Source organism: Cupriavidus sp. BIC8F (assembly GCF_032465815.1).
GTDB classification, from domain to species: domain Bacteria; phylum Pseudomonadota; class Gammaproteobacteria; order Burkholderiales; family Burkholderiaceae; genus Cupriavidus; species Cupriavidus necator.
Window position 1 is genome coordinate 2242969 of the sequence record NZ_CP136094.1, and the last position, 25197, is coordinate 2268165.

Annotated in this window: 27 protein-coding genes; 19 read left to right on the forward strand and 8 right to left on the reverse strand. The window is 66.6% G+C overall.

Going from position 1 to position 25197, the window contains the following annotated elements; all coding sequences use genetic code 11:
• Positions 1-16 precede the first annotated feature (16 nt).
• From rfaD to cysM, 4 genes are all read left to right on the forward strand, one after another.
• Positions 17-1012: an ADP-glyceromanno-heptose 6-epimerase gene (gene rfaD, locus RS901_RS10460; RefSeq protein ID WP_316148706.1), complete on the forward strand. Its 996-nt coding sequence runs from the start codon at positions 17-19 to the stop codon at positions 1010-1012.
• 154 nt (positions 1013-1166) lie between these two features.
• Positions 1167-1553 (forward strand): helix-hairpin-helix domain-containing protein, encoded by a 387-nt coding sequence (locus RS901_RS10465; protein ID WP_316148707.1) that lies wholly within the window; start codon positions 1167-1169, stop codon positions 1551-1553.
• 238 nt (positions 1554-1791) lie between these two features.
• Entirely contained in the window at positions 1792-3093 is a 1302-nt protein-coding gene (locus RS901_RS10470) for a solute carrier family 23 protein (protein WP_316148708.1), read from the forward strand.
• A gap of 135 nt (positions 3094-3228) precedes the next feature.
• A complete protein-coding gene (gene cysM / locus RS901_RS10475) occupies positions 3229-4131 on the forward strand; it encodes a cysteine synthase CysM (RefSeq protein WP_010812945.1) in 903 nt (300 codons plus the stop codon).
• 69 nt (positions 4132-4200) lie between these two features.
• Here the strand turns inward: cysM and mltB are convergent, their stop codons facing one another.
• The gene (mltB, locus tag RS901_RS10480; protein ID WP_316148709.1) at positions 4201-5307 is read right to left on the reverse strand and encodes a lytic murein transglycosylase B; all 1107 of its coding nucleotides are present in this window, start codon (positions 5305-5307) and stop codon (positions 4201-4203) included.
• Between the two features lie 149 nt (positions 5308-5456).
• Here mltB and RS901_RS10485 point away from each other — a divergent pair, with 149 nt between their 5' ends.
• The 8 genes from RS901_RS10485 (at position 5457) to RS901_RS10520 (ending at position 13688) form a co-directional block, all read left to right on the forward strand.
• Positions 5457-6380: a histone deacetylase family protein gene (locus RS901_RS10485; RefSeq protein ID WP_316148710.1), complete on the forward strand. Its 924-nt coding sequence runs from the start codon at positions 5457-5459 to the stop codon at positions 6378-6380.
• Positions 6381-6392: 12 nt separating this feature from the next.
• Entirely contained in the window at positions 6393-7196 is an 804-nt protein-coding gene (locus tag RS901_RS10490; RefSeq protein WP_316148711.1) for an enoyl-CoA hydratase, read from the forward strand.
• Between the two features lie 164 nt (positions 7197-7360).
• Positions 7361-8395, forward strand: a complete 1035-nt coding sequence (locus RS901_RS10495) for a methionine ABC transporter ATP-binding protein (protein WP_316148712.1) — start codon at positions 7361-7363, stop codon at positions 8393-8395.
• On the forward strand, positions 8385-9038 hold the full coding sequence (locus RS901_RS10500; RefSeq protein ID WP_010812940.1) for a methionine ABC transporter permease: 654 nt from the start codon (positions 8385-8387) through the stop codon (positions 9036-9038). The genes RS901_RS10495 and RS901_RS10500 overlap by 11 nt, the downstream gene beginning before the upstream one ends.
• 46 nt (positions 9039-9084) lie before the next feature.
• The gene (locus tag RS901_RS10505; protein ID WP_316148713.1) at positions 9085-9882 is read left to right on the forward strand and encodes a MetQ/NlpA family ABC transporter substrate-binding protein; all 798 of its coding nucleotides are present in this window, start codon (positions 9085-9087) and stop codon (positions 9880-9882) included.
• Between the two features lie 219 nt (positions 9883-10101).
• Entirely contained in the window at positions 10102-10851 is a 750-nt protein-coding gene (locus tag RS901_RS10510; protein ID WP_316148714.1) for an electron transfer flavoprotein subunit beta/FixA family protein, read from the forward strand.
• Between the two features lie 18 nt (positions 10852-10869).
• Positions 10870-11805, forward strand: coding sequence for an electron transfer flavoprotein subunit alpha/FixB family protein (locus RS901_RS10515; protein WP_013955866.1), 936 nt, complete (start codon positions 10870-10872; stop codon positions 11803-11805).
• Between the two features lie 98 nt (positions 11806-11903).
• Entirely contained in the window at positions 11904-13688 is a 1785-nt protein-coding gene (locus RS901_RS10520) for an acyl-CoA dehydrogenase (RefSeq protein WP_316148716.1), read from the forward strand.
• Between the two features lie 69 nt (positions 13689-13757).
• Here RS901_RS10520 and RS901_RS10525 read toward each other — a convergent pair whose 3' ends face one another.
• Positions 13758-15062 carry a D-amino acid dehydrogenase gene (locus RS901_RS10525; protein ID WP_316148717.1) on the reverse strand — a complete coding sequence of 435 codons (1305 nt, stop codon included), beginning with the start codon at positions 15060-15062 and terminating at the stop codon, positions 13758-13760.
• A 108-nt stretch (positions 15063-15170) separates the two neighbouring features.
• Between RS901_RS10525 and RS901_RS10530 the strand changes: the two genes are divergently transcribed.
• Both RS901_RS10530 and RS901_RS10535 read left to right on the forward strand, forming a co-directional pair.
• Positions 15171-15674, forward strand: coding sequence for an Lrp/AsnC ligand binding domain-containing protein (locus tag RS901_RS10530; RefSeq protein WP_316148718.1), 504 nt, complete (start codon positions 15171-15173; stop codon positions 15672-15674).
• Positions 15675-15730: 56 nt separating this feature from the next.
• A complete protein-coding gene (locus tag RS901_RS10535) occupies positions 15731-16906 on the forward strand; it encodes a PA0069 family radical SAM protein (protein WP_316153458.1) in 1176 nt (391 codons plus the stop codon).
• Between the two features lie 296 nt (positions 16907-17202).
• On the opposite strand, the gene RS901_RS10540 is transcribed toward RS901_RS10535, so the two are convergent.
• From RS901_RS10540 to RS901_RS10560, 5 genes are all read right to left on the reverse strand, one after another.
• Positions 17203-18111, reverse strand: a complete 909-nt coding sequence (locus tag RS901_RS10540) for a LysR family transcriptional regulator (protein WP_316148720.1) — start codon at positions 18109-18111, stop codon at positions 17203-17205.
• A 22-nt stretch (positions 18112-18133) separates the two neighbouring features.
• Positions 18134-18625 carry an NINE protein gene (locus tag RS901_RS10545; RefSeq protein ID WP_316148721.1) on the reverse strand — a complete coding sequence of 164 codons (492 nt, stop codon included), beginning with the start codon at positions 18623-18625 and terminating at the stop codon, positions 18134-18136.
• A gap of 136 nt (positions 18626-18761) precedes the next feature.
• A complete protein-coding gene (locus RS901_RS10550) occupies positions 18762-18917 on the reverse strand; it encodes a hypothetical protein (RefSeq protein ID WP_013955876.1) in 156 nt (51 codons plus the stop codon).
• 299 nt (positions 18918-19216) lie between these two features.
• On the reverse strand, positions 19217-19621 hold the full coding sequence (locus RS901_RS10555) for a hypothetical protein (RefSeq protein WP_316148722.1): 405 nt from the start codon (positions 19619-19621) through the stop codon (positions 19217-19219).
• Between the two features lie 153 nt (positions 19622-19774).
• On the reverse strand, positions 19775-20902 hold the full coding sequence (locus RS901_RS10560) for a sorbosone dehydrogenase family protein (RefSeq protein WP_316148723.1): 1128 nt from the start codon (positions 20900-20902) through the stop codon (positions 19775-19777).
• 162 nt (positions 20903-21064) lie between these two features.
• On the opposite strand from RS901_RS10560, the gene rpsP reads away from it, so the two are divergent.
• From rpsP to RS901_RS10585, 5 genes are all read left to right on the forward strand, one after another.
• Entirely contained in the window at positions 21065-21319 is a 255-nt protein-coding gene (gene rpsP, locus RS901_RS10565) for a 30S ribosomal protein S16 (protein ID WP_010812927.1), read from the forward strand.
• A 111-nt stretch (positions 21320-21430) separates the two neighbouring features.
• A complete protein-coding gene (gene rimM, locus RS901_RS10570) occupies positions 21431-22054 on the forward strand; it encodes a ribosome maturation factor RimM (protein WP_316153460.1) in 624 nt (207 codons plus the stop codon).
• A gap of 55 nt (positions 22055-22109) precedes the next feature.
• A complete protein-coding gene (gene trmD / locus RS901_RS10575; RefSeq protein ID WP_316148724.1) occupies positions 22110-22892 on the forward strand; it encodes a tRNA (guanosine(37)-N1)-methyltransferase TrmD in 783 nt (260 codons plus the stop codon).
• 75 nt (positions 22893-22967) lie between these two features.
• Entirely contained in the window at positions 22968-23360 is a 393-nt protein-coding gene (gene rplS / locus RS901_RS10580; RefSeq protein WP_013955882.1) for a 50S ribosomal protein L19, read from the forward strand.
• A gap of 154 nt (positions 23361-23514) precedes the next feature.
• The gene (locus tag RS901_RS10585; protein WP_018312408.1) at positions 23515-24195 is read left to right on the forward strand and encodes a CoA pyrophosphatase; all 681 of its coding nucleotides are present in this window, start codon (positions 23515-23517) and stop codon (positions 24193-24195) included.
• A gap of 12 nt (positions 24196-24207) precedes the next feature.
• Here the strand turns inward: RS901_RS10585 and RS901_RS10590 are convergent, their stop codons facing one another.
• A complete protein-coding gene (locus RS901_RS10590) occupies positions 24208-25056 on the reverse strand; it encodes a sulfurtransferase (RefSeq protein ID WP_316148726.1) in 849 nt (282 codons plus the stop codon).
• Between the last annotated feature and the right edge of the window lie 141 nt (positions 25057-25197).

Sequence of the window (25197 nt, forward strand, 5' to 3'; positions counted from 1 at the left end):
CCATCCTGATCCGACCATGACCATCATCGTCACCGGCGCCGCTGGCTTTATCGGCAGCAACCTCGTCAAGGGCCTGAACGACCGCGGCGAGACCAACGTCATCGCCGTCGATAACCTGACCCGTGCCGACAAGTTCCACAACCTGGTCGACTGCGAGATCTCCGACTACCTGGACAAGCAGGACTTCCTCGCGCGCTTTGCCCGCGGCGAGTTCGGCAAGGTGCGGGCGGTATTCCATGAAGGCGCGTGCTCCGACACCATGGAGACCGACGGCCGCTACATGATGGAGAACAACTACCGTTACACGCTGTCGCTGATGGAGAGCTGCCTGGAACAGGGCACGCAGTTCCTGTACGCGTCGTCGGCGGCCACCTACGGCGCCTCGCAGGTGTTCCGCGAAGACCGCGAGTTCGAGCGCCCGCTGAACGTGTACGGCTACTCCAAGTTCCTGTTCGACCAGATCGTGCGGCGCCGGCTGCCGTCGGCGCTGTCGCAGATCGTGGGCTTCCGCTACTTCAACGTGTACGGCCCGCGTGAAACGCACAAGGGCCGCATGGCCTCGGTCGCCTTCCACAACTTCAACCAGTTCCGCGCCGACGGCACGGTGAAGCTGTTCGGCGAGTACGGCGGCTATGCCCCGGGCATGCAGAGCCGTGACTTCGTCTCGGTCGAGGACGTGGTCAAGGTCAACCTGCACTTCTTTGACTATCCGGACAAGTCCGGCATCTTCAACCTCGGCACCGGCCGCGCGCAGCCGTTCAACGACATCGCCGCGACCGTGGTCAACACCCTGCGCGAGGCCGAAGGCAAGCCGCGCCTGTCGCTGGAAGAACTGGTGCAGGAAGGCCTGCTCGAGTACGTCAAGTTCCCCGATGCGCTGCGCGGCAAGTACCAGTGCTTTACGCAGTCGGATGTGTCGAAGCTGCGCAGCGCCGGCTACAGCGAGCCCTTCCTGTCCGTCGAGGAAGGCGTGGCGCGCTACTGCCGCTGGCTGATCGAACGCGCCGGCTGATACCGGCGCGCAACCGGCCGACACGCTTTCGTGCGGCCGGTGTCAACTTTTGTTGCCGCCTGGGCCGCCGCTGCGGCCCGCCCCTATCCTGACCTGACCTCGCCGCCCCGGCGGGGGTGGTACCTCAGACGATCCACAGGAAAGGAGAGCCTTTATGTTCAAGCATTGGGTCCGGCAACTTGCCCGGCGTTTTTCCCTGGTTTCCCTCGCTGCAACCATCTGCCTGTTCGCGGGCGGTGCCGCGCTTGCCGCCATCGATGTCAATACGGCGGACGAGGCGGCGCTGACCTCGGTCAAGGGCGTTGGACCGGCCACCGCCCGCAACATCATCGACGAACGCAACAAGCGTGGGCCCTACAAGGACGCCGCGGACCTGGCCGAGCGCGTCAGCGGCATCGGGCCGAAGTCCGTGGCGAAGCTGCAGGACGCTGGCCTTGCCATCGGCACGAAGGGAGCCGCAGCAGCGGCGCCGGCCCCGGCCCCGGCACCGGCCAAGGCGGGTAAGGCAGCGCCCGCGGCGGCGGCCAGGCCGGCGCGCTAGCAGGCTCAGAGACTGGCGCCCGGCTGTCGCGTGGCCGGGCGCTCTCCTTGCTGGTATGGGTTGTGCTAGACCCTTGCCGCTTCGCACGCCCCGTGGCGGCGGAGTATCATGCGGACGCCGCGCTGGCAGGATCTGCCGCGCGCGGCTGCCGACAGGCACGCATCTACCAAACAACCAGGCGCAAACGCGGCGGCTGCCGACCAGGCGGCCAGCCCCGGACCACAGGGAGCAGAACAATATGGCGAATGGCGAGGACGCGGGATTCCTGCCGCAATGGCGGCTCAAGACCGAAGGTGTGATCGGGCCGGATGAGCGGCTGCCCGCCGGGCAGACGCTGCTGGCCGGCATCCAGCACGTGGTGGCGATGTTCGGCTCGACTGCCATTGCACCGATCCTGATGGGTTTCAACCCGAATATCGCCATCCTGTTTTCCGGCATCGGCACGCTGATCTTCTTCCTGTGCGTGCGCGGGCGGGTGCCGAGCTATCTTGGCTCCAGCTTCGCCTTCATCGCCGTGGTGATCGCTGCCACCGGCTACGCGGGCAGCGGCCCCAACCTCAATATCCCGGTGGCGCTGGGCGGCATCATCGCGGCCGGCGCGTTGTACACGGTGATCGGCCTGATCGTGCAGGCGGTGGGCTACGCCTGGGTCGAAAAGCTGATGCCGCCGGTGGTGACCGGGGCCATCGTCGCGGCCATCGGGCTGAACCTGGCCCCGGTGGCGGTCAAGGCGGTCAGCGGCGCGGCCCTAGATACCTGGGTGGGCCTGCTGACGGTGGTGGCCGTGGGGCTGGTGGCGGTGCGCGCGCCCGGCATGATCGGGCGCCTGCCGGTGCTGATCGGCGGCCTGGCCGGCTACCTCGCCTACTACCTGGGCACCAACGTGATGGGGCTGGGCAAGCCGATCGACTTCTCGGCCGTGGCAGCGGCCAGCTGGTTCGGGCTGCCGGCGTTCACCGCGCCGACCTTCGAGTTCAGCGCCATGCTGCTGATCGCCCCGGTGGCGATTGTGCTGGTGGCGGAGAACCTGGGTCATATCAAGGCCATCGGCGTGATGACCGGGCGCAACCTGGACCCGTATATCGGCCGTGCCTTTATCGGCGACGGCATCGCGACCATGCTGTCGGCCAGCGGCGGCGGCACCGGCGTGACCACTTATGCCGAGAACATGGGCGTGATGGCGGTCACCAAGATCTACTCGACGCTGATCTTCGTGGTGGCGGCCGCGGTGGCCATCCTGCTGGGCTTCTCGCCCAAGTTCGGTGCGCTGATCCTGACCATCCCGGGCCCGGTGATCGGCGGGCTGACCATCGTCGTGTTCGGCCTGATCGCGGCGACGGCGGGCCGGATCTGGGTGCAGAACAAGGTGGACTTCTCCAGCTCGCGCAACCTGATCACGGTTGGCGCCACGCTGACGGTGGCCGCCGGCGACCTGACGCTGAAGCTGGGCGGCATGACGCTGGGTGGCATCGGTACCGCCACCTTCGGCTGCATCCTGCTGTACCACCTGCTGGGCGAAGGCAACCACGAAGAAGGCTGAGCCACGGCAGGATGGGCGCAGGTGGGCGGGTGGCAGCGTAAATCCCGCCTGCCGGCGGGGGATAGGTGTCTGGATTACAATGGCCGGCGAATTGGAATCCCCCGTTTGCGACCCCCTTTCGCGACCCCTCGCCCCATGGCCTACAAGACAATTGAAGACACCATCGGCAATACGCCGCTGGTCAGACTGCAGCGCATCCCCGGTGCCGCCAACGACGCGCGCGGCAATGTGATCCTCGGCAAGCTCGAAGGCAACAACCCGGCCGGCTCGGTCAAGGACCGCCCCGCGGTGTCGATGATCGCCCGGGCCGAGGCGCGCGGGCGCATCAAGCCGGGTGACACCCTGATCGAGGCGACTTCCGGCAATACCGGCATCGCGCTGGCCATGGCAGCCGCCATCCGCGGCTACAAGATGGTGCTGATCATGCCCGAGGACCTGAGCCTCGAGCGCCGCCAGAGCATGGCGGCCTACGGTGCCGAGATCATCCTGACCCCGGTCAAGGGCGGCATGGAGTACGCCCGCGACCTGGCGGATTCGATGGAGCGCGACGGCAAAGGCGTGATCCTCGACCAGTTCGCCAACCCGGACAACCCGCAGGCCCACTACGAGGGCACCGGGCCGGAGATCTGGCGCGATACCGACGGCCGCATCACCCACTTCGTTTCGGCGATGGGCACCACCGGCACCATTACCGGGGTGTCGCGCTACCTGAAGGAACAGAACCCGGAGATCCAGGTCATCGGCGCGCAGCCGGCCGAAGGCTCGCGCATCCCGGGCATCCGCAAGTGGCCTGAGGCGTATCTGCCCAAGATCTACGATGCCAGCTACATCGACCGCACCGAGCCGGTGAGCCAGGGTGATGCCGAGCACATGGCGCGGCGCATGGCGTCCGAAGAGGGCATCTTCTGCGGCATTTCGGCGGCGGGCGCGCTCTGCGTGGCGCTGCGCATTGCCGAGGAAGTGGAGAACGCCACCATCGTCTTCGTGGTGTGCGACCGCGGCGACCGCTACCTGTCGACCGGCGTGTTCCCGGCGTGACCTGAACCGGTGCCAACAAGAAAGGCCTCGCAAATTGCGAGGCCTTTTTGCTTTGGCGGGCAGCTGGCGTCAGCCCATCGCCGCCTTGACCGCCTCGCCCAGCTGGTACACCGCCAGCGCATAGAAGAAGCTGCGGTTGTAGCGCGTCAGCACGTAGAAGTTGCGCAGGCCGAGCAGGTACTCGGTCGGCTGGTCGGGGGTGGGCAGGTCCACCACCAGCACGCCGGTCTCGCCTTCGCGCACGGGGTCGATCGGCTCGTCCACGCGCAGGCCGGCGCGGGTCAGCTGGTTAAGCGTGCGCGTCGGCCACGGCTCGCCGTCGGCCGCCGCCGTGGCGACACCCAGGCTGCCGGCGTCGCCAGCAATGCGCCACACCACCGGGCGGCCCGGCTCCCAGCCGTGCAGCTGCAGGAAGCGCGCGACACTGCCGATGGCATCGGTAGGGCTGTTGCGCAGGTCGATGCGGCCGTTGTTGTCGTAGTCGATGGCGTATTCGCGCAGGCTGGTCGGCATGAACTGCGGGATGCCGATCGCGCCAGCGAAGGAGCCCAGCACCGAGTACACGTCGGTGCCGGTGTCGCGGCACCACAGCAGGTAGTCGGCCAGCTGATTGCGGAACAGCGTGCTGCGGGCTTCGCGGTTGGGCGTGTCCGGGTAGTCGAAGGCGAGCGTGGACAGCGAATCGAGCACGCGGAAGGTGCCCATGTCGCGGCCATAGATGGTTTCCACGCCGATGATGCCGACGATGACCGAGGCCGGCACGCCGAACTCGGCTTCGGCGCGGCGCAGCGTGTCGCGGTTGTCCTGCCAGAAGCGCACGCCCGCATTGATGCGGATCGGCTCGATAAAGCGCGAGCGGTAGGTGCGCCAGCTTTTGCGGCCGGTGGTGGCGGGCGGCATGATCAGGCGCACCACGGTGGCGGAATAGACCGCCTGGCTAAACCACTCCTGCAGCATGCCGCGGTCAAGGCGGTGGCGGGCCACCATCTCGTCGATAAACGCGCGGGTCTGCGGATTGTCGCGGTAGCGGCCGGGTTCGATCTCTTCCTCGCGCATGCTGACGCGGCGCTTGCCCGCGGCGAGCAGGCTGGGGGAGAGGCCGCAGAGTCCGAGTGCGGCAGCGGAAAGCGCGGCGCCCAGCAGGGGGCGTCGCAGTGAGCGCTGGGTGTCGGTCATGATGTCCTTTGCAAGTCGCACCGAGTATAGCGGATGCCACTGCGGCAACTACGGGCAAGCCGTCACGACATGGCGCGCCGGCGCCGCTGGGTGGCTTGGGCTGGCGTGTGCTAACGTAGCGATTGGAGACAACATTGCGACGATAAGAGATGCCGACAGGCTATTACACGCACCCCGAGTTCCAGCGGCACGAGATGGGGCATTTCCATCCGGAGTGCCCGGAGCGCCTGCAGGCGATCGAGGATCACCTGATTTCGCACGGCCTGGACGGGCTGCTGGAGCGCCGCGAAGCCCCGCCCGCCACGCGCGAGCAGCTTGAGCGCGTGCACCGTCCCGACTATGTCGATTCGCTCGAACGCGCCAGCCCGGCCAGCGGCTATCACGCGATCGATCCGGATACCTCGATGAACTCGCACACGCTTGCCGCCGCCACGCTGGCCGCGGGCGCGGCGGTGGCGGCCACCGATGCGGTGATCGCCGGCGAGTTCGAGAACGCATTCTGCTGCGTGCGCCCGCCCGGTCACCACGCCGAGCCCGACCGCGCCATGGGCTTCTGCTTCTACAACAACGTCGCCATCGCCGCGCGCCACGCGCTGCGGGCGCACGGTCTGGAGCGCGTGGCGATCATCGATTTCGACGTGCACCACGGCAACGGCACCGAAGCGGCGTTCCGCGGCGACGAGCAGGTGATGATGTGCAGCATCTTCCAGCACCCGTTCTATCCGTACAGCGGCACCGAGCATCTCGCGCCCAATATGGTCAACATCCCGCTGCCGGCCTATACCAACGGCATGGCCGTGCGCGAAGTGGTCGAGACCATCTGGCTGCCGCGGCTCAATGAATTCCGCCCGCAGATGCTGTTTATCTCCGCCGGCTTTGACGCGCACCGCGAGGATGACCTGGGCCAGATGGGCCTGGTGGAGCAGGACTACGCCTGGATCACCGGCCAGCTGGTGGACCTTGCGCGCGCCCATGCGCAGGGCCGCATCGTCAGCTGCCTGGAGGGGGGCTACAACCTGAGCGCGCTGGGCCGCAGCGTGCTGGCGCACCTGAAGGTGCTGCTGGAGCGATAGGAGAGCATGGCCATGGCCGAGAACGATGCGCGCGTGGACGCTCCGCTGCTGACCGAATCGCGCGACGCCGCGGGCGTGGTGCGACTGACCATGAATCGGCCGCAGGCGTTCAATGCACTGTCAGAAGGGCTGCTCGACGCGCTGACCGAAGCCCTTGGCCGGCTGGCGTCGGACCACACCGTGCGCGTGGTGGTGCTGGCCGGCGCCGGCAAGGCCTTCTGCGCTGGGCACGACCTGCGCGAGATGCGGGCCTCGCCGTCGCACGACTACTACCGGCGCTTGTTCGACCGCTGCACGCGCATGATGATGGCGATCCAGAAGATGCCGCAGCCGGTGCTTGCGCGTGTGCAGGGCATCGCCACGGCGGCGGGCTGCCAGCTGGTGGCCATGTGCGACCTGGCGGTGGCCGCCGACGATGCGCGCTTTGCGGTGTCCGGCGTCAACCTGGGGCTGTTCTGCTCGACGCCCGGGGTGGCGCTGTCGCGCAACCTGCACCGCAAGCAGGCAATGGAGATGCTGCTGACCGGCGACATGATCGACGCCGCAACCGCCCGTGAGCGCGGGCTGGTGAACCGGGTGGTGCCCGCTGGGCAGCTGGACGAAGAGATGGCCCGCCTGGCCGCCAGCATCTGCGCCAAGCCGGCTGCCGCGGTGGCCGCCGGCAAGGGTCTGTTCTACCGCCAGCTGGAAATGGGCATCGAGGCCGCCTACCAGTTGGCCGGCCAGACCATGGCCTGCAACATGATGGACGAGTCGGCGCTGGAGGGGGTGCAGGCCTTCATTGACAAGCGCTCGCCGTCATGGCGTGGCTCATAGCCGACTTTTCTGCGTCTTATATGCCGGGAACGTATAAAGACATCGGTAAAAAGTCGTTTATGGTATGAAGCGAATCGCATAAAATACGCGCTTCAGAAAAATAACGAGCGGCAACAGCGCTGGAGATCCCTCGCCTGTTGCCGTTTTCTTTTGGTCACCTTTCCATGATCGAACTGCAAGGACTGTCGCAGCGCTTCCCGGGCGCGTCTGGCGACGTGCATGCATTGCGTGACGTCAGCCTGTCGATAGCGGCGGGCGAAGTCTTCGGCATTATTGGCCGCAGCGGCGCCGGCAAGAGCACGCTGGTACGCGCCATCAACCTGCTGAACCGGCCTTCGAGCGGCCGCGTGATCGTCGCGGGCCAGGAACTGACAGCCCTGGACACGGGCGCGCTGCGCCTGGCACGCCGCGAGATCGGCATGATCTTCCAGCACTTCAACTTGCTGTCGTCGCGTACGGTGTATGAGAACGTGGCGCTGCCGCTGGAACTGGCCGGCAAGCCCAAGGCTGAGATCGCCGCGACGGTGCTGCCGCTGCTGGACCTGGTGGGCCTGTCGGCGCTGAAGGACCGCTATCCGGCGCAGATCAGCGGCGGGCAGAAGCAGCGCGTGGGCATTGCGCGCGCACTGGCCAGCAAGCCCAAGGTGCTGCTGTCGGACGAGGCCACTTCCGCGCTGGACCCGGAAACCACCCGGTCCATCCTGGAACTGCTCAAGCAGATCAACCGCGACCTGGGCCTGACCGTCGTGATGATCACGCACCAGATGGAAGTCATCAAGCAGGTCTGCGACCGCGTGGCCGTGCTTGAAGCCGGCCAGGTGGTGGAGACCGGGCGCGTGATCGACGTATTCCTGCGCCCGCAGCACGACGTCACCCGCGCCATGATCGGCGACGTCATCTCGCAGGAACTGCCGGCCAGCGTGCTCAAGCGCGTGGAAAGCCGGCTGGGCAACGGGCGCGACCACGTCTACCGCCTGGCCTTCACCGGCGAGGGCGTGGACCAGCCGGTACTGGCCCAGGCGATCCGCCGCTACGGGCTGGACTTCAACATCCTGCACGGCCATATCGACGAGATCCAGGGCCAGGCCTTCGGCTCGCTGGCGATCATGGCCACGGGCGAACTGGCCGACGTGAAGGCGGCGATGGAATACCTGCAGGCGCAAGGCGTCGTGGTGGAGGAGTTCGAGCATGTGGTCTGAAATGTTTGACCTGTTCCTGACCTCGTTCAACGAGACCCTGCTGATGGTGGCGATCTCGGGCGTGGTCGGCTCGCTGCTGGGCGTGCCGCTGGGCGTGCTGCTGCACCTGACCAACCGCGGCGGCGTGCTGTCGCACCCGCTGTTCAACCGCAGCATCGGCGTGGTGGTCAACGCGGTGCGCTCGATCCCGTTCATCATCCTGCTGGTGGTGGTGATCCCGTTCACGCGCTTTATCGTCGGGTCGTCGATCGGCACCACCGCGGCGATCGTGCCGCTGACCATCGCGGCGATCCCGTTTATCGCGCGCCTGGTGGAAAGCGCGCTGCGCGAGGTCGACAAGGGCCTGGTCGAGGCGGCACAGTCAATGGGTGCCACCACCCGCCAAATCGTGTGGAAGGTGCTGCTGCCCGAGGCCATGCCCGGCATCGTCGCCGGCCTGACCATCACCTTTGTGAGCCTGGTCGGCTATTCGGCCATGGCCGGCGCGATCGGCGGCGGCGGCCTGGGCGACCTGGGCATCCGCTACGGCTACCAGCGCTATATCACCGAGGTCATGGTGGCGGTGGTGGTGATCCTGATCGTGTTCGTGCAGGCCGTGCAGAGCTTCGGCGACTGGCTTGTCCGCCGCATCAGCCACCGCTAATCAGCCAACGCCAAGCCAATTATTTTCTGAAACAGGAACGCATATCATGCAACGTCGCAACCTGCTGCAATGGATTCTCGGCGCCGCGCTCGGCGCAACGCTGGCAACGGGCGCCGTCGCCCAGGAAAAGCCGATCAAGATCGGCGTGACCGGCGGCCCGCACGCCCAGATCATGGAACAGGTGAAGAAGGTCGCCGCCAAGGACGGCCTGAACATCCAGGTGGTCGAGTTCAGCGACTACATCCAGCCCAACGCCGCGCTGGCCGCGGGCGACCTGGACGCCAACAGCTACCAGCACCTGCCGTACCTGGAAGCCCAGATCAAGGACCGCGGCTACAAGTTCACGCATATCGCCTATACGGTGACCTTCCCGATGGGCGTGTACTCCAAGAAGATCAAGTCGCTCGACCAGCTCAAGCAGGGCGCGCGCGTGGGTGTGCCCAACGATCCCACCAACGGCGGGCGCGGCCTGTTGCTGCTGCAGAGCAAGGGCGTGATCAAGCTCAAGCCCGATGCCGGCCTGAAGGCCACGCCGCTGGACATCGTCGAGAACCCGAAGAAGATCCGCATCGTCGAGCTGGACGCCGCGCAGCTGCCGCGCTCGCTGGATGACCTGGATGCCGCCGCCATCAACGGCAACTACGCGGAATCGGCCGGCCTGTCGCCCGTCAAGGACGCCATCGCCATCGAAGGCCCGAAGGGTCCGTACGCCAACCTGATCGCGATCCGCGAGGCCGACAAGAGCAAGCCCTGGGTGGCCAAGCTGGTGAAGGCCTACCACTCGCCGGAAATCAAGCAATACGTCACATCGACCTTCAAGGACTCGGTCATTACCGCTTGGTAAGCCCGACGTCACTTTGAGGTTTTCATCCAATCAGACGATGCCCGCAAGCCCCGGTTTGCGGCACAATCGCTGGACGGCTGGGATCTGCCGGGCTATGCCCGGCATCATTTTGCCGATAAAATAGTACGATCGTTCGAAAAACAGGAGAGCCGCCAACCCGGTGGTTATAATGACGAGCGAACAAAATTTCTGACTATCAGCTATCAGTGGAGTGAGCGCATGAAAGTACTCGTCGCAGTCAAGCGGGTGGTGGATTACAACGTCAAGGTCCGCGTCAAGGCGGACGGCAGTGGCGTCGATCTGGCCAACGTGAAGATGAGCATGAACCCCTTCGACGAAATCGCCGTGGAAGAGGCCGTGCGCCTGAAGGAAGCCGGCGTTGCCACCGAAGTGATCGCCGTCTCGTGCGGTGTCACGCAGTGCCAGGAAACCCTGCGCACCGCGATGGCCATCGGTGCCGACCGCGGCATCCTGGTGGAATCGAACGAAGACCTGCAACCGCTGGCCGTGGCCAAGCTGCTGAAGGCGCTGATCGACAAGGAACAGCCGCAACTGGTGATCCTGGGCAAGCAGGCCATCGACGATGACTCCAACCAGACCGGCCAGATGGTGGCCGCGCTGGCTGGCCTGCCGCAAGCCACGTTCGCCTCCAAGGTGGTGGTTGCCGACGGCAAGGCCTCGGTGACGCGTGAAGTCGATGGCGGCCTGGAAACGCTGTCGCTCAAGCTGCCGGCCGTGGTCACGACCGACCTGCGCCTGAACGAGCCGCGCTATGTCACGCTGCCCAACATCATGAAGGCCAAGAAGAAGCAGCTCGATACCGTCAAGCCGGAAGAGCTCGGCGTCGACGTCAAGCCGCGCCTGTCGACCCTGAAGGTGGTCGAGCCTGCCAAGCGCAGCGCGGGTGTGATGGTGCCGGACGTCGCGACGCTGGTGCAGAAGCTGAAGAACGAAGCCAAGGTTATCTGAGCGCGGGGGAGAAATAACATGACTGCACTCGTCATTGCTGAACACGACAATCAATCGATCAAGGCCGCCACGCTGAACACCGTGACCGCCGCTGCCCAGTGCGGCGGCGACGTGCACGTGCTGGTGGCTGGTTCCAACGCCAAGGCCGCGGCCGACGCCGCCGCCAAGATCGCCGGCGTGACCAAGGTCCTGCTGGCCGACGCACCGTACTTCGGTGACGGCCTGGCCGAGAACGTGGCCGAGCAGGCTCTGGCCATTGCCAACGACTACTCGCACATCCTGGCTCCGGCCACCCCGTACGGCAAGAACATCCTGCCGCGCGTGGCTGCCAAGCTGGACGTGGCCCAGATCTCGGAAATCTCCAAGGTCGACGCCCCGGACACGTTCGAGCGCCCGATCTACGCCGGCAACGCCATCGCCACGGTCAAGTCGGAAGACAAGATCAAGGTCATCACCGTGCGCGGCACCGCCTTTGACGCCGCTGCCGCCGAAGGTGGCTCGGCTGCCGTCGAGACCCTGCCGGCCGTGGCCGACGCGGGTGTTTCGCAGTTTGTTTCGCGCGAAGTGGCCAAGAGCGACCGTCCGGAACTGACCGCCGCCAAGATCATCGTCTCGGGTGGCCGTGGCGTGGGTTCGGGTGAGAACTACACCAAGGTGCTGACGCCGCTGGCCGACAAGCTGGGCGCCGCGCTGGGTGCCTCGCGCGCCGCCGTGGACGCCGGCTTCGTGCCGAACGACTACCAGGTCGGCCAGACCGGCAAGATCGTCGCGCCGCAGCTGTACATCGCCGTCGGTATCTCCGGCGCGATCCAGCATCTGGCCGGCATGAAGGACTCCAAGGTGATCGTCGCGATCAACAAGGATGCCGAAGCCCCGATCTTCTCCGTGGCCGACTACGGCCTGGTCGGCGACCTGAACACCGTGGTGCCGGAGCTGGTGGCAGCACTGGGCTGATGCCTCGCCGGCCGCCCGGCGGCCGGCACGGGTAGCAAGTACGAGCCGTTCCGGGGGTAACCCGCGAACGGCTTTTTCATACATGTTGGGAGACATCGATGACTTACCGTGCGCCGATCAAGGACATGCTGTTCGTCATGAACGAGCTGGCCGGGCTTGAGGCCGTCAGCAAACTGCCGGGCTTCGAAGAAGCCACGCCGGAAACGGCCGAGGCCGTGCTGGACGAGGCTGCCAAGTTCAACGAGCAGGTGGTCGCGCCGCTGAACCGCGCCGGCGACCTGGACCCGAGCAGCTGGAAGGACGGCGTGGTCACCACCACGCCCGGCTTCAAGGAAGTATTCCGCCAGTTTGGCGAGGGCGGCTGGCAGGGCGTGCTGCATCCGCAGGAGTTTGGCGGCCAGGGCCTGCCCAAGCTGATCGCCACCGCCTGCAACGAGATGCTGAACAGCGCGAACCTGTCGTTCGCGCTGTGCCCGCTGCTGACCGATGGTGCCATCGAGGCGCTGCTGACGGCCGGCACGGATGACCAGAAGGCCGCCTTCCTGCCGAAGCTGATCTCGGGCGAGTGGACCGGCACCATGAACCTGACCGAGCCGCAGGCCGGCTCGGACCTGGCCGCGGTGCGCACCCGCGCCGAGCCGCAGGGCGACGGCACCTACAAGGTGTTCGGCACCAAGATCTTCATCACCTACGGCGAGCACGACATGGCGAAGAACATCGTCCATCTCGTGCTGGCCCGCACGCCCACCGCGCCCGAGGGCGTCAAGGGCATCTCGCTGTTCATCGTGCCGAAGTTCATGGTCAACGCCGACGGCAGCACCGGTGAGCGCAACGACGTGCATTGCGTGTCGATCGAGCACAAGCTGGGCATCAAGGCGAGCCCCACGGCCGTGCTGCAGTTTGGCGACCATGGCGGCGCCATCGGCACGCTGGTCGGCGAGGAGAACCGTGGCCTCGAGTACATGTTCATCATGATGAACTCGGCACGCTTCTCGGTCGGCATGCAGGGCATCGCAGTGTCCGAACGCGCCTACCAGCAGGCGGTGGCCTTTGCGCGCGAGCGCGTGCAGAGTCGCCCGGTCGATGGTTCGGCGCGCGAGGCGGTGACCATCATCCACCACCCGGACGTCAAGCGCATGCTGATGACCATGCGCGCGCTGACCGAAGGCGCACGCGCCGTGGCCTACGTGGCCGCGGCCGCCAGCGACGCGGCGCACCAGCATCCCGACGAGGCCGTGCGCAGGCAGAACCAGGCCTTCTATGAGTTCCTGGTGCCGGTGGTGAAGGGCTGGAGCACCGAGCTGTCGATCGATGCTACCAGCCTGGGCGTGCAGGTGCACGGCGGCATGGGCTTTATTGAGGAGACCGGTGCGGCGCAGCACTACCGCGATGCGCGCATCCTGCCGATCTACGAAGGCACTACCGCGATCCAGGCCAACGACCTGATCGGCCGCAAGACCATGCGCGACGGCGGCGCCGTCGCGCGCGCGATCTGCGCGCAGATCGCCGAGACCGAGGCCGCGCTGGGCAAGCATGGCTGCGCCGCGTTCACCGCGGTGCAGGCGCAACTGGCCAAGGGCCGCGCGGCGCTGGAAGACGTAGTGGCATTTGTCGTGGCCAAAGCCAAGTCGGACCCGAACGCCGTCTTTGCCGGCAGCGTGCCTTACCTGAAGCTGTGCGGTATCGTGTTCTCCGGCTGGCAGTTCGGCCGTGCGATGCTGGCTGCCGATGCCAAGCGCGCCGAGGATCCTGCCTTCCACGATGCCAAGATCGCGACCGCGCATTTCTTCGCCGAGCACATTCTGTCGCAGGCGTCGGCATTGCGTGATGCCGTCGTCAGCGGCGGGGCGCCGGTCAATGCGCTGACCGCCGAGCAGTTCTGATCGGCAAGCGCTGAGCGCAGACGTAAAAAGGGCGACCCTTTCGGGGTCGCCCTTTTTGCTATGCCTGGGTCAGGCGGCAGCCGGGCGCGGCGCCAGATGCTGGCGCGCCGGCTTCAGGTAGCGGCCAACCGACAGGTCGTCGGCGCGGATCGCGGGCGACTTGCCCGAGACCAGGTCCGACAGCAGCTTGCCCGAGCCGCAGGCCATGGTCCAGCCCAGCGTGCCGTGGCCGGTGTTCAGCCACAGGCCGCGCACCTGGGTCGGGCCGACGATGGGCGTGCCGTCCGGGGTCATCGGGCGCAGGCCGGTCCAGAAGGTGGCCTGGCTGACATCACCGGCGCCCGGGAACAGGTCGGTCACCACGTGTTCGAGCGTGCGGCGCTTGGCCGGATCGAGGCTGCGGTCATAGCCGACGATCTGCGCCATGCCGCCCACGCGGATGCGGTCTTCGAAGCGGGTGATGGCGACCTTGTAGGTCTCGTCCAGCACCGTGGAAACCGGGCTGCGCGAGGCATCGGTCATCGGCACCGTGATCGAGAAGCCCTTGAGCGGGTAGACCGGCAGATTGGACATGCCCGACAGGAACGGCTTGACCAGCTGGGTCGACCAGCTGCCCAGCGCCACCACCACCAGGTCCGCGGCCATCGGCTCGCCGTTGACCACGGCGCCGGTGACGGCGTCGCCCTGGGTCATCAGGCTGTCGATCGAGCGGTTGTACAGGAACTTGACCCCAATCGCCTCGGCCATGTCTGCCAGGTGCTGGGTAAACAGCTGGCAGTCACCGGTTTCATCGTTGGGGAGGCGCAGGCCGCCGGCCAGCTTGTGGCGGACGGCGGCCAGCGCCGGTTCGCTCGCGGCGAGTTCCTCGCGCGAAAGCAACTGGTAGGGCACCCCGGCTTCTTCCAGCACGGCGATGTCCTTGGCCGCGCCTTGCAGCTGCTCTTCGGTGCGGAACACCTGCAGCGTGCCTTGCTGGCGGCCTTCGTAAGCGATGCCGGTTTCCGCGCGCAGTGCGCGGATGCAGTCGCGGCTGTATTCGGCCAGCCGCACCATGCGCTCCTTGTTGACGGCGTAGCGCCCTGCGCTGCAGTTCAGCAGCATCTGCCACATCCATTGCAGCTGGAAGAGGGTGCCGTCCGGACGGATGCTGAGCGGCGCGTGTTCCTGGAACATCCACTTGATCGCCTTGAGCGGCACGCCGGGCGCGGCCCACGGCGACGCATAGCCGGGCGAGATCTGCCCCGCGTTGGCAAAGCTGGTGCCGAGCGCGGGACCAGCCTCGCGGTCGACGACGGTCACTTCGTGACCGGCCTTGGCCAGGTACCACGCACTGGTGACGCCAATAACGCCACTGCCAAGTACGAGAACGCGCATGTCCGGGGGCTCCAACTGCGATGACAAGTTGATAGAGGATTTATCTCTATACTATTGAATCCAATCCAGTCATTGTTATCGAATTTCTCAGGAAAACAGGAAAAACTCATGAGAACGAGTCGCCAGCCCATGCGCACCCTCGACCGGCTCGACCGCAAGATCCTGATGGCGCTGCAAAGCGACGGCAGGATGTCGATGAAAGACCTGGCCGAAGCGGTCGGGCTGACCATTACGCCCTGCATCGAGCGCGTCAAGCGCCTGGAGCGCGATGGTGTCATCATGGGCTACTACGCACGGCTGAACCCGGCGCTGCTAGGCAGCGCGCTGCTGGTGTTCGTCGAGATCTCGCTGGGCAACAAGTCGGGCAATATGTTCGAGCAGTTCCGGCGCGAGGTGCTGCGCATCCCGGAAGTGCTGGAATGCCACCTGGTCTCGGGCGATTTCGACTACCTGATCAAGGCGCGCATCCGCGAGATCGGCGAATACCGCCGGCTGCTGGGCGATATCCTGCTGCAGCTGCCCGGCGCGGCGCAGTCGAAGAGCTATGTGGTGATGGAAGAGATCAAGGAGACACTGGCGATTTCCGTCGAGGAGAAGGGCCAGGCAGTGTGACCAAGGCCAGCATGGAGCGCTCCCCGCAGAAACCCAAGCCCGCCAGCAGCCGCCCGATGCGGCCCGATGCCGACCCGGACGCGCTCGCGCCGCAGGCAGGCTCGCGGCCGCCCCTGGCGCGCAAGGGGCGGGGCGCCGTGAGCAACCTGCAGGGGCGTTTCGAGCGCGATCTGCGCGAAGCGTTCGACGATGGCTGGGGCAGTGCACCGGAAGAGGCACCGCGTACCATCGAGGCCGCCCCGTCGCCGGAAGCCGCCCCGCTGCCGCCACTGCGCACGGAAGTCCATATCGAGCGCGCCCGTTCGGTCCTGACGCGCAATGCATCGCCGGACATCCCGTTCGATATCTCGCTCAACCCCTACCGCGGTTGCGAGCACGGCTGCATCTACTGCTTCGCCCGGCCGACGCACGCCTACCTGGACCTGTCGCCGGGGCTGGACTTTGAAACGCAGCTTTATGCCAAGACCAACGCCGCCGAGCGGCTGCGCGAGGCGCTGGCACGGCCGTCGTACCGCTGCGAGACCATCGCGCTGGGCGTCAACACCGACGCCTACCAGCCGATCGAGCGCGAGCAGCGCATCACGCGCGGCGTGCTGGAGGTCCTGAGCGAGTGCGACCACCCGGTGGCGCTGATTACCAAGTCGTCGCTGATCGAGCGCGATATCGACCTGCTCGCGCCGATGGCGGCGCAGCGGCTGGCGGTGGCGGCGGTCACCATCACCACGCTGGACGCCGGCATCGCGCGCACGCTGGAACCGCGCGCGGCCACGCCGTCGCGCCGGCTGCGCACCATCCGCACGCTGACCGACGCGGGCATCCCGGTGGGTGTGAGCATCGCCCCGGTGATTCCGTTCATCACCGAGCCCGACCTGGAGCGTGTATTGGAAGCGGCGCACGAAGCGGGCGCCGTCTATGCAAACTACATCGTGCTGCGGCTGCCCTGGGAAGTGCGGCCGCTGTTCGAGGAATGGCTGCTGGCGCATTTTCCCGACCGCGCGGAACGGGTGATGAACCGCGTGCGCGACATGCGCGAGGGCAAAGCTTACGATGCCAGCTTTGCCTCGCGCATGCGCGGTACGGGCGTGTGGGCGGACTTGCTGCGCCAGCGTTTCTACAAGGCCGCCGAACGGCTAGGGTTCCGTTACAACCGTTTCGAGCTGGATACGTCGCGTTTCCGCCCGCCAGTCAGGAGGGGCCGCGGCAAGGACGATCCGCAGGGTTCGCTGTTCTGAGTCTTCTGAGCGCGCTCGGTTGCGAGCTGGTCGCCGATCATGCTGCTGGCGAGTTCCAGCGCGGCCTTCGCGCTCGATGGCGGCAGTCCCGAGGACAGCGCCAGCCTGACAGCGATCGCCGCCAGGCGTCCTTCCTCATAGGTTGGCATGTCGATGCTTGCTCCTTTGCGCCAGGGCGTGGCCCCGCCGCGCGTGACGCCGCCGGAATCGGACGGCTTTACCAGTATGGGCGAATTGGCGGAAAGGGGTGCTGCCGTTTACGCCGGCCTTGATCGTGCGCAAGCGTGCAGTGCGCTCTAGGTATCGGGCCGGTCCCAATAGGGCGGGTTGCTGAAGCGCTCGGCGAAGAAGTCCACGAAGGCGCGTGTCTTGGGCGGTACCAGGTGCCGGCTGGGAAACACTGCCCAGATCGACACTGCCGGCACCACCGGGTATTCATCCAGCACTGTCACCAGCGCACCGCTGCGCAACAGCGGACCCACATCCCAGGTCGATTTGAGCGAGATGCCGACGCCGGCCACCACCGCGTCGCGCAGCACTTCGCCGTTATCCACGCGCAGGTTGCCGCGCACGTTCACCACGGTCTCGCCCAGCGGCGTATTGAAGCGCCACGCCGACTGGTCGGCCAGCACCACGCAGTTGTGCTGGCGCAGGTCGTCCGGGTGGCGCGGCACGCCATGGCGCTGCAGGTAGGCGGGTGAAGCGCAGATCACGCGGTGGCTGGGGGCGAGCGCGCGTGCCACCAGCGTGGAATCGGGCAGCACGCCCATGCGCAGCGCCACGTCGATGCCGGCATCGACCAGTCCTATCACCTGGTCGGTCAGGCGCAGGTCAAGCGCGATGTCGGGATAGGCGGCAAGGAATTCGGGCAGCGCCGGCGAGACATGCTGGCGCCCGAAGGACGCCGGCGCGGTCACGCGCAACTGCCCGCGCGGGTGCTCGGCGCTGGTGCCGACCGATTCGCTGGCCAGATCCGCGGTGGCAAGCAACTGCTCCGCATGCGGCAGGAAGCGTTCGCCGTCGGCGGTGAGTGCCAGCCGCCGTGTGGTGCGATGCAGCAGGCGGCTGCCCAGCGACTGTTCCAGCCGGCCCAGGCGGGCGCTGGCAGTGGAGGTGGACAAGCCCAGGTCGCGCGCGGCGGCCGACAGGTTGCCCAGCGCCGCGGCGCGGACGAAGACGGCAATGTCGAGCAGGTCGAAATGCACGGCGCCAATGCCGCCGCTGCCGCTACTGCGACAATGCGCGGGCGGCCTCGACCTGCGATTCGAAGAAGGTCTGGAAACTGATCGCCAGCCCGGCCATCAGCAGGCCGGTGCCGATCAGCAGCGACAGGATCACCAGGATCACCACCGGCCAGCCGGAGCGCGTAGGTTTGCCGTGCTGGTTGAAGCGAGCATCCCACTTGTCGTCCGGGCGCAGCCCATAGACGATGGCCGCCAGGAAGGCGCTGATGACGGAGGCTCCGCCGGCGATGGCGAAGGTCCAGTTCAGCGCCGGGGTGCCCGCGCCGGTCGACATCGAGGCCACGCCGATCGCGCCCGCCAGCAGCGCCAGCAGGTGCACCCAGCCATACGGATCGCGCAGGCCACCCAGGTAGAAGCGATGCGCGCCCAGGCTGCCGAACAGGAACGCCAGCGCCACGGTCAGCAGCTTCGATTTGCCGCGGGCGGGCGGCGAGGCGAGCGTGGAGGCATGGCGGGCTGGCGTGGCTGCAGGCATGGTCGGATATCCGGCGGTTGCGGGCCGGCAATGCACCGGCACAGGAGCGGCGGCACACGGGTACCGGCCGGCCCACATTGTACGCCGGCAGTCAGCGCAAGAAAGGGAAGTGCGTCAGAAGACGCGCAGGATGGCGCTAATGCCAGCCGGACTGCAGGCCGTCCAGGAAGGCCACCGCGTGCTCGCTGATATGGGTTTCGCCGTAGAGGACCAGGGTCAGGATGCCCATGAACAGGATTGACAGCGATAACTGGCCAGCGTGTTCGGCCAGGTCGCTAAGAAGGGATGACATGATAAACCTCACAGAATTATTGTTATTGTCTTTCTGGAGGCTGCGCCCGGGCCGTCTTGATCGGGTCCGGCAGGAGGTGTCGGGCAGAGGCAGGTCAGTTCGATTGCCGTCTGCACTGGACGGCACGCTGTGAGCCCCGGACAGCGCCGGGCGGCAGCCTGTGCGTGGCACCGCTGAAAGCGGGGCACGCACTTAAATAGAGACAGGGGGAGCGGGGGAGGAGTTCCGCGAACAGCCGAAAGACCGTTGGACCGTGCGGCAATGGGCGGGGTTGCGCCGAAAGCAGTCAGCAGCGACCTTTATCGGCCATTGTCGCGGCCACGTGCCTGCCAGCCGGGGCCGACGACGTTGCCTGGCCGGGAGTCGTTGCGGGCTTCATTGGGGTTGTCGCGTTCCTGGCCCCGGCCGCGGTTGTCGTCGCGGGCACCAGCCAGCGCGGCGCGGCGCCCGCTCAGGCGGTCATCGGCACGGGCACGTGCCTCCATGCGGTCGATCTGGGCTTGCACGTGCTCGCGGCTCTCGGCGCGCACGCTGGCCATCTGCCAGCCGTCGCGGGGCTGCGGCTGCATCCGTGCGGACCGGCCATCGGGTCGTACTTGTTGCCAGAACGCGACCTGGGCATGGCTGGCGGCAACCGCGCCGACCAGGCCCGAGGCCACCAGGATGCCAGCCACCAGGTCGCGCAGGAGAGAGCGGGTGAGCATGCGGATTCCCAGGTTCCTGACGCGCTGTGTTGCTGTTGGAAGATGGGTTCATGGTACGCATGGGCCATCGGGGCGCCTATGCCAATCCCGTTACCGGTGTAACGGATTGTTTCGGCCACCCGGCCCCCCTTTCCGTGGGGTTTTCAGCGGGGTTCAGGGCCGGTAGCGGATGCGGTAAATGGCCCCCGCAAGGTCGTCGCTGACCAGCAGCGAACCGTCCGGCGCAACCAGGACGTCGACCGGGCGGCCCCACGGCCTGCCGCCGCGCAGCCAGCCCTGCGCGAACACCTCCTGGTGCACCGCCTTGCCGGCATCGTCGAGCACCACCCGGACCACGCGGTAGCCGGACGGCTCGCTACGGTCCCAGCTGCCGTGCTCGGCAATGAAGACGTTGTTGCGGTAGGCCGCCGGGAATTGCGTGCCGGTGTAGAAGCGCATGCCCAGGGCCGCCACGTGCGCGCCCAGCAGGGCCACCGGCGGCACGAACTCGGCGCAGGGGCGCTGGCTGCCGTATTCGGGATCGGCAACCGTGCCGGCATGGCAGTACGGGTAGCCGAAATGCTGGCCGGCAGCGGTGGCGCGGTTGAGTTCGTCGTCGGGCAGGTCGTCGCCCATGCGGTCGCGGCCGTTGTCGGTGAACCACAGTTCGCGCGTGGTCGGGTGCCAGTCGAAGCCGACGGTGTTGCGCACGCCGCGTGCCACCACCTGCAGGTCGCTGCCGTCGGGCTTCATCTTCATGATGTTGGCGTAGCGGTTCTCGTCGGGCGCGCAGATGTTGCATGGCGCGCCGACCGGCACGTAGAGGTAGCCGTCGGGACCGAAGGCGATGAATTTCCAGCCGTGGTGCCCGTCCGTCGGGAAGCGGTCGCTCACCACCGTTGGTGCCGGCGGCTTGTCGAGGCTGGCCTCGATATGGTCGATCCGCACGATCTTCGACACCGAGGACGCGTACAGGCTGCCGTCGTGCAAGGCCACGCCGGCCGGCATGCGCAGCCCGGTGGCGACCGTGCGCACGCGCGGCCGGGCCCCCAGCGCGTCGGTCACCGCGTAGACCTTGCCTTCGCTGCGCGAGCCGACGAAGAGCGTGCCCGACGGCGACATCGCCATGGCGCGCGCGCCTGGCACGTCCTGTGTCAGCACCTCGATGCGGAAACCAGGCGGCAGCCGGACCTGGTCCAGCGGCAGGGCAGCCGGCGCGGACCCGGTGCCTGCCAGCAGTACAATGGCGAGCAGCGCCGCAGGCCGCACGGTGCGTGCCATGAAGTGCAGAGCCGGGCGCATGTCGGGCCTCCTGTCGCGGTTTTTGCCACGATGCCTGCACGGCAGGCGCGCGTCAATCACCTAAGTTCACCTAAGTGTTTGTTTGGCCTCGGTAATTGGGCTATACTCTTGCGTTTCGTGTTCGAACGTCCTCGAACACCCCGTTTTCTGAGGAATCATTCCATGGTCGTTATCCGTCTGGCTCGCGGCGGCAGCAAGAAGCGCCCGTTCTTCAACATCGTCGCCACCGACTCGCGCAACCGTCGCGATGGTCGTTTCATTGAGCGCGTTGGTTTCTACAACCCGCTGGCTACGGAAGGTGAAGAAGGCCTGCGCCTGGCGCAAGACCGCCTGGCCTACTGGCAAGGCGTTGGCGCCCAGCTGTCGCCGACCGTTGCCCGCCTGGTCAAGCAAGGCGCCGCCAAGGCTGCTGCCTGATAGTCGCCTGCAGCGCGCCCCGTCGAACCGTTTTTACGGCCGGCCGGGCGCGTTCTTATTGCACACGTGACTGAACGAAAGCAGGGCGCCGCCCGGCCGCTGAACCGACCGCTGGTTCAGCCCCAGGGCGAGCCGCAAAAGGCTTGCAAACTGCCCGCGGCGCTCCTGTATGCCGACCCCCTGCCGGAAGACCTGGTTGAGGTCGGCTATGTCGGCGCTGCCTACGGCATCCGCGGCTGGATCAAGGTCTTGCCGCATGCTGATGATGCTTCGGCCCTGCTGCATGCCCGCCGCTGGTGGCTGCTGGCACCGCCGCAGGCGGGGCTGGTGGCGGCCGACGCGTCGCGTGCCCAGCCCGTGTGCGTAAAGATCGCGCAGTCGCGCGAGCACAGCGGCACCGTCGTGGCGCAAGCGTCCGGCGTGGCCGACCGCAATCTTGCGGAAGCGCTCAAGGGCCGTCGCGTGTGGATCCGGCGTGCGGATTTTCCCGCGCCGGAAGAAGATGAGTTCTACTGGGTCGACCTGATCGGCTGCACCGTCAGCAACGAGCAAGGCGAGTTGCTGGGCGAGGTGTCCGGGCTGATCGACAACGGTGCCCACCAGATCCTGCAGGTGGCCTGCGTGCTCCCTGACGGCAAGGCCGGCGAACGGCTGATCCCGTTTGTCGATGCGTTCCTGCGCTCGGTGGATACCGCGGGCAGGCGCATCGTGGTGGACTGGGGGCTCGACTACTGAGCCTGTGCCCGCGATGGTGCGGGATAGGCGCAGGATTGGGATTGGGAGAGAGCGGATGCAGTTCGATGTGATCACGCTGTTTCCCGACATGTTTCGCGCGCTGACCGACTGGGGTATCACCAGCCGGGCAGCCAAGCAGCAGCGCTATGGCTTGCGCACCTGGAATCCGCGTGATTTCACGGTCGACAACTACCGCACCATCGATGATCGTCCTTACGGCGGCGGCCCCGGCATGGTGATGCTGGCCAAGCCGCTGGATGACGCGATCGATGCCGCGGTGGCGGCGCAGGCGCAGGCCGGCGTGCCAAAGCCGCATGTGGTGCTGATGTCGCCGCAGGGCAAGACGCTGTCGCATGCCAGGGTGATGGAGCTGGCCGAACGGCCGGGCCTGGTCCTGCTGTGCGGCAGGTATGAGGCCATCGATCAGCGGCTGATCGACCGCCGCGTGGACGAGGAAATCAGCCTCGGCGACTTTGTGCTGTCGGGCGGCGAGCTGCCGGCGATGGCGCTGATCGACGCCGTGGTGCGGCACTTGCCCGGCGTGCTGGGCGATGCGCAGTCCGCCGTGCAGGACAGCTTCGTCAACGGCCTGCTGGATTGTCCGCACTACACGCGGCCGGAAGAATATGAAGGCGTGCGGGTCCCCGACATCCTGCTCGGGGGCCATCACGCCGAGATCGAGAAATGGCGGCGCCAGCAGGCGCTGGCCAATACCGCGAGCAAGCGCCCCGACCTGATCGAGGCCGCTCGCGAACAAGGTTTGCTGACCCGGGCCGACGAGAAATTCTTGTCGGAATGGGCGGCGAAGGAAGGGCGGGGGGAGACCCCCGCCAGGTAAAACCCCATCCTCTGCCGGGGCCCGGGCAATGCCTGGGGCATACAACGCCGGCACGATGGTAATGGAGAAAAAACGATGAACATCATCGAGCAGATCGAGAAGGAAGAGATCGCGCGTCTGACCGCGAACAAGACCATCCCCGCATTCGCACCTGGCGACACCGTGATCGTCAACGTGAACGTGGTGGAAGGTACCCGCAAGCGCGTGCAGGCCTACGAAGGCGTCGTGATTGCCAAGCGCAACCGCGGCCTGAATTCGTCCTTCATCGTGCGCAAGATCTCGTCGGGTGAAGGCGTGGAACGTACGTTCCAGCTGTACTCGCCGCTGATCGCCGGCATCGAAGTGAAGCGTCGTGGCGACGTGCGTCGCGCGAAGCTGTACTACCTGCGCCAGCGTTCGGGCAAGTCCGCACGTATCAAGGAAAAGCTGGTGTCGAAGGCTGCTGTCGCTGCCAAGGCTGCGCAGTAAGCTGGGCATGCCGGCCGGGGCAGCCCGGCCAGCGTTTCCTCAGGAAGGGCACCCCCGGGGTGCCCTTTTTGCATTGGCGCGGCGCAAACGTTGAAAGCGGCGGTCATTTTTGCTGCGGCGCCAGAATGCGCGCTTCTGTCATACTTGCGATGTTATGCGTCCTGCCTTCGATCCCGAATCCCTCCCCGTCATCGACACCGACCTGCGCAACGGCGCACTGAGCGCGCCGCGGCTGGAGGTGGACTTTATCCGGCACCGCTTCCAGGTGCCGCCGGCCTGGGCGCCGGAGCTGACCGATGAATCGCGCGTCTATGACCGCAGCCGCGGGCTGCGCGACGCCGCCGTGCTGGTGCCGCTGGTGGAGCGCCGTGATGGCCTGACGGTGCTGCTGACGCAGCGCAATGCCAACCTGAGCGCGCATGCCGGGCAGATCAGCTTCCCGGGCGGGCGGCAGGAGTCATGGGATGTCAACCGAATCGACACGGCGCTGCGCGAGACTGAAGAAGAGGTGGGGCTGGCGCGCGACTATGTGGAAGTGCTGGGTGCGCTGCCGGACTACATCACCGGCACCGGTTTCCATGTGAGCCCCGTGGTAGGGCTGGTGCGTGACGGTTTCACGCTGCGCCCCGATGCCTCGGAAGTTGCCGATGTCTTCGAAGTGCCGCTCGCGTTCCTGATGGACCCGTCCCACCATGAACGGCGCCTGTTCCGCTGGGTCGACGGCGAACGGGTGTTCTACGCCATGCCCTATCCGCGCGAGACTGGCGGCCACCGCTTTATCTGGGGCGCCACCGCGGGCATGCTGCGCAATCTTTACCACCTGCTGGCGGCCTGAGCCGCCGGGTTCCTACGCTGCGGCCTGGTCCTTGCTGCAGATGCAGTGGGGGCAGCTCTTGCCGACCACGTAGTGCGGGCTTTGCTGCTCCTCCGGCGTGACCACCGCGCGGCAGGCAAAGCACTGCTTGGGGCCGGCCGGCTCCAGGTTGGGGTTCAGCGCGGTGCGGTAGTCAAAGACGAAGCAGTCGCCGCGATAGTGGCTGCCGCCGACCTCCTCGAAATACTTCAGGATGCCGCCCTCGAGCTGGTACACGCGCTCGACGCCGACTTCCTGCATATGGATCGCCGCCTTCTCGCAGCGGATGCCGCCAGTGCAGAACGACACCACGGTCTTGCCTTCCAGCTCCGCCTTGTGGGCCGCCACTGCCTCGGGAAATTCGCTGAACTTGGCGATGTCGTATTCGACCGCCGCCTCGAAAGTGCCGACCGCGACCTCGAAATCATTGCGCGTATCAAGCATCACCACCGGACGGCCCTCGTCGTCGTGCCCCTGGTCCAGCCAACGCTTCAGGTCGACTGGCCGCACCGAAGGTGCACGGCCCGCCTCGGGGCGGATCAGCGGCATCTTCATGGTGATGATTTCCTTCTTGGCACGCACCAGCATGCGCTTGAAAGGCTGGTGCTCCGACAGGCTTTCCTTGGGTGCGATATCGGCAAAGCGCGCATCGGCATGCAGCCAGGCCATGAAGCCGTCGATGGCTGCGTGCGGGCCCGCCAGGAACATGTTGATGCCCTCGGGCGCGAGCAGGATCGTGCCTTTCAGGCCGGCCGCTTCGCAGCGCTCGCGCATGGCCGGGCGCAGGGTCTCGATGTCGTCCAGCGAGACGAATTTGTAAGCGGAAATATTGACGATCTGCATGAGAGACTGCGCCTGCACGGCCGCGTCCGGGAGGGCGCCGACGGCTTGCGATAACTGCCTGATTGGAAAGGCGAAATTATAGCGCGTGCAGGCGCCGGCGCCGCGCATTCCCCAGCACTCCGATCAGCTATGCCAGGCCAT

Coding starts and splice junctions, on each gene's coding strand:
- rfaD (WP_316148706.1), top strand. CDS start 17: ATGACCATCATCGTCACCGGCGCCGCTGGCTTTATCGGCAGCAACCTC.
- RS901_RS10465 (WP_316148707.1), top strand. CDS start 1,167: ATGTTCAAGCATTGGGTCCGGCAACTTGCCCGGCGTTTTTCCCTGGTT.
- RS901_RS10470 (WP_316148708.1), top strand. CDS start 1,792: ATGGCGAATGGCGAGGACGCGGGATTCCTGCCGCAATGGCGGCTCAAG.
- cysM (WP_010812945.1), top strand. CDS start 3,229: ATGGCCTACAAGACAATTGAAGACACCATCGGCAATACGCCGCTGGTC.
- mltB (WP_316148709.1), bottom strand. CDS start 5,307: ATGACCGACACCCAGCGCTCACTGCGACGCCCCCTGCTGGGCGCCGCG.
- RS901_RS10485 (WP_316148710.1), top strand. CDS start 5,457: ATGCCGACAGGCTATTACACGCACCCCGAGTTCCAGCGGCACGAGATG.
- RS901_RS10490 (WP_316148711.1), top strand. CDS start 6,393: ATGGCCGAGAACGATGCGCGCGTGGACGCTCCGCTGCTGACCGAATCG.
- RS901_RS10495 (WP_316148712.1), top strand. CDS start 7,361: ATGATCGAACTGCAAGGACTGTCGCAGCGCTTCCCGGGCGCGTCTGGC.
- RS901_RS10500 (WP_010812940.1), top strand. CDS start 8,385: ATGTGGTCTGAAATGTTTGACCTGTTCCTGACCTCGTTCAACGAGACC.
- RS901_RS10505 (WP_316148713.1), top strand. CDS start 9,085: ATGCAACGTCGCAACCTGCTGCAATGGATTCTCGGCGCCGCGCTCGGC.
- RS901_RS10510 (WP_316148714.1), top strand. CDS start 10,102: ATGAAAGTACTCGTCGCAGTCAAGCGGGTGGTGGATTACAACGTCAAG.
- RS901_RS10515 (WP_013955866.1), top strand. CDS start 10,870: ATGACTGCACTCGTCATTGCTGAACACGACAATCAATCGATCAAGGCC.
- RS901_RS10520 (WP_316148716.1), top strand. CDS start 11,904: ATGACTTACCGTGCGCCGATCAAGGACATGCTGTTCGTCATGAACGAG.
- RS901_RS10525 (WP_316148717.1), bottom strand. CDS start 15,062: ATGCGCGTTCTCGTACTTGGCAGTGGCGTTATTGGCGTCACCAGTGCG.
- RS901_RS10530 (WP_316148718.1), top strand. CDS start 15,171: ATGAGAACGAGTCGCCAGCCCATGCGCACCCTCGACCGGCTCGACCGC.
- RS901_RS10535 (WP_316153458.1), top strand. CDS start 15,731: ATGCGGCCCGATGCCGACCCGGACGCGCTCGCGCCGCAGGCAGGCTCG.
- RS901_RS10545 (WP_316148721.1), bottom strand. CDS start 18,625: ATGCCTGCAGCCACGCCAGCCCGCCATGCCTCCACGCTCGCCTCGCCG.
- RS901_RS10550 (WP_013955876.1), bottom strand. CDS start 18,917: ATGTCATCCCTTCTTAGCGACCTGGCCGAACACGCTGGCCAGTTATCG.
- RS901_RS10555 (WP_316148722.1), bottom strand. CDS start 19,621: ATGCTCACCCGCTCTCTCCTGCGCGACCTGGTGGCTGGCATCCTGGTG.
- RS901_RS10560 (WP_316148723.1), bottom strand. CDS start 20,902: ATGCGCCCGGCTCTGCACTTCATGGCACGCACCGTGCGGCCTGCGGCG.
- rpsP (WP_010812927.1), top strand. CDS start 21,065: ATGGTCGTTATCCGTCTGGCTCGCGGCGGCAGCAAGAAGCGCCCGTTC.
- trmD (WP_316148724.1), top strand. CDS start 22,110: ATGCAGTTCGATGTGATCACGCTGTTTCCCGACATGTTTCGCGCGCTG.
- rplS (WP_013955882.1), top strand. CDS start 22,968: ATGAACATCATCGAGCAGATCGAGAAGGAAGAGATCGCGCGTCTGACC.
- RS901_RS10585 (WP_018312408.1), top strand. CDS start 23,515: ATGCGTCCTGCCTTCGATCCCGAATCCCTCCCCGTCATCGACACCGAC.
- RS901_RS10590 (WP_316148726.1), bottom strand. CDS start 25,056: ATGCAGATCGTCAATATTTCCGCTTACAAATTCGTCTCGCTGGACGAC.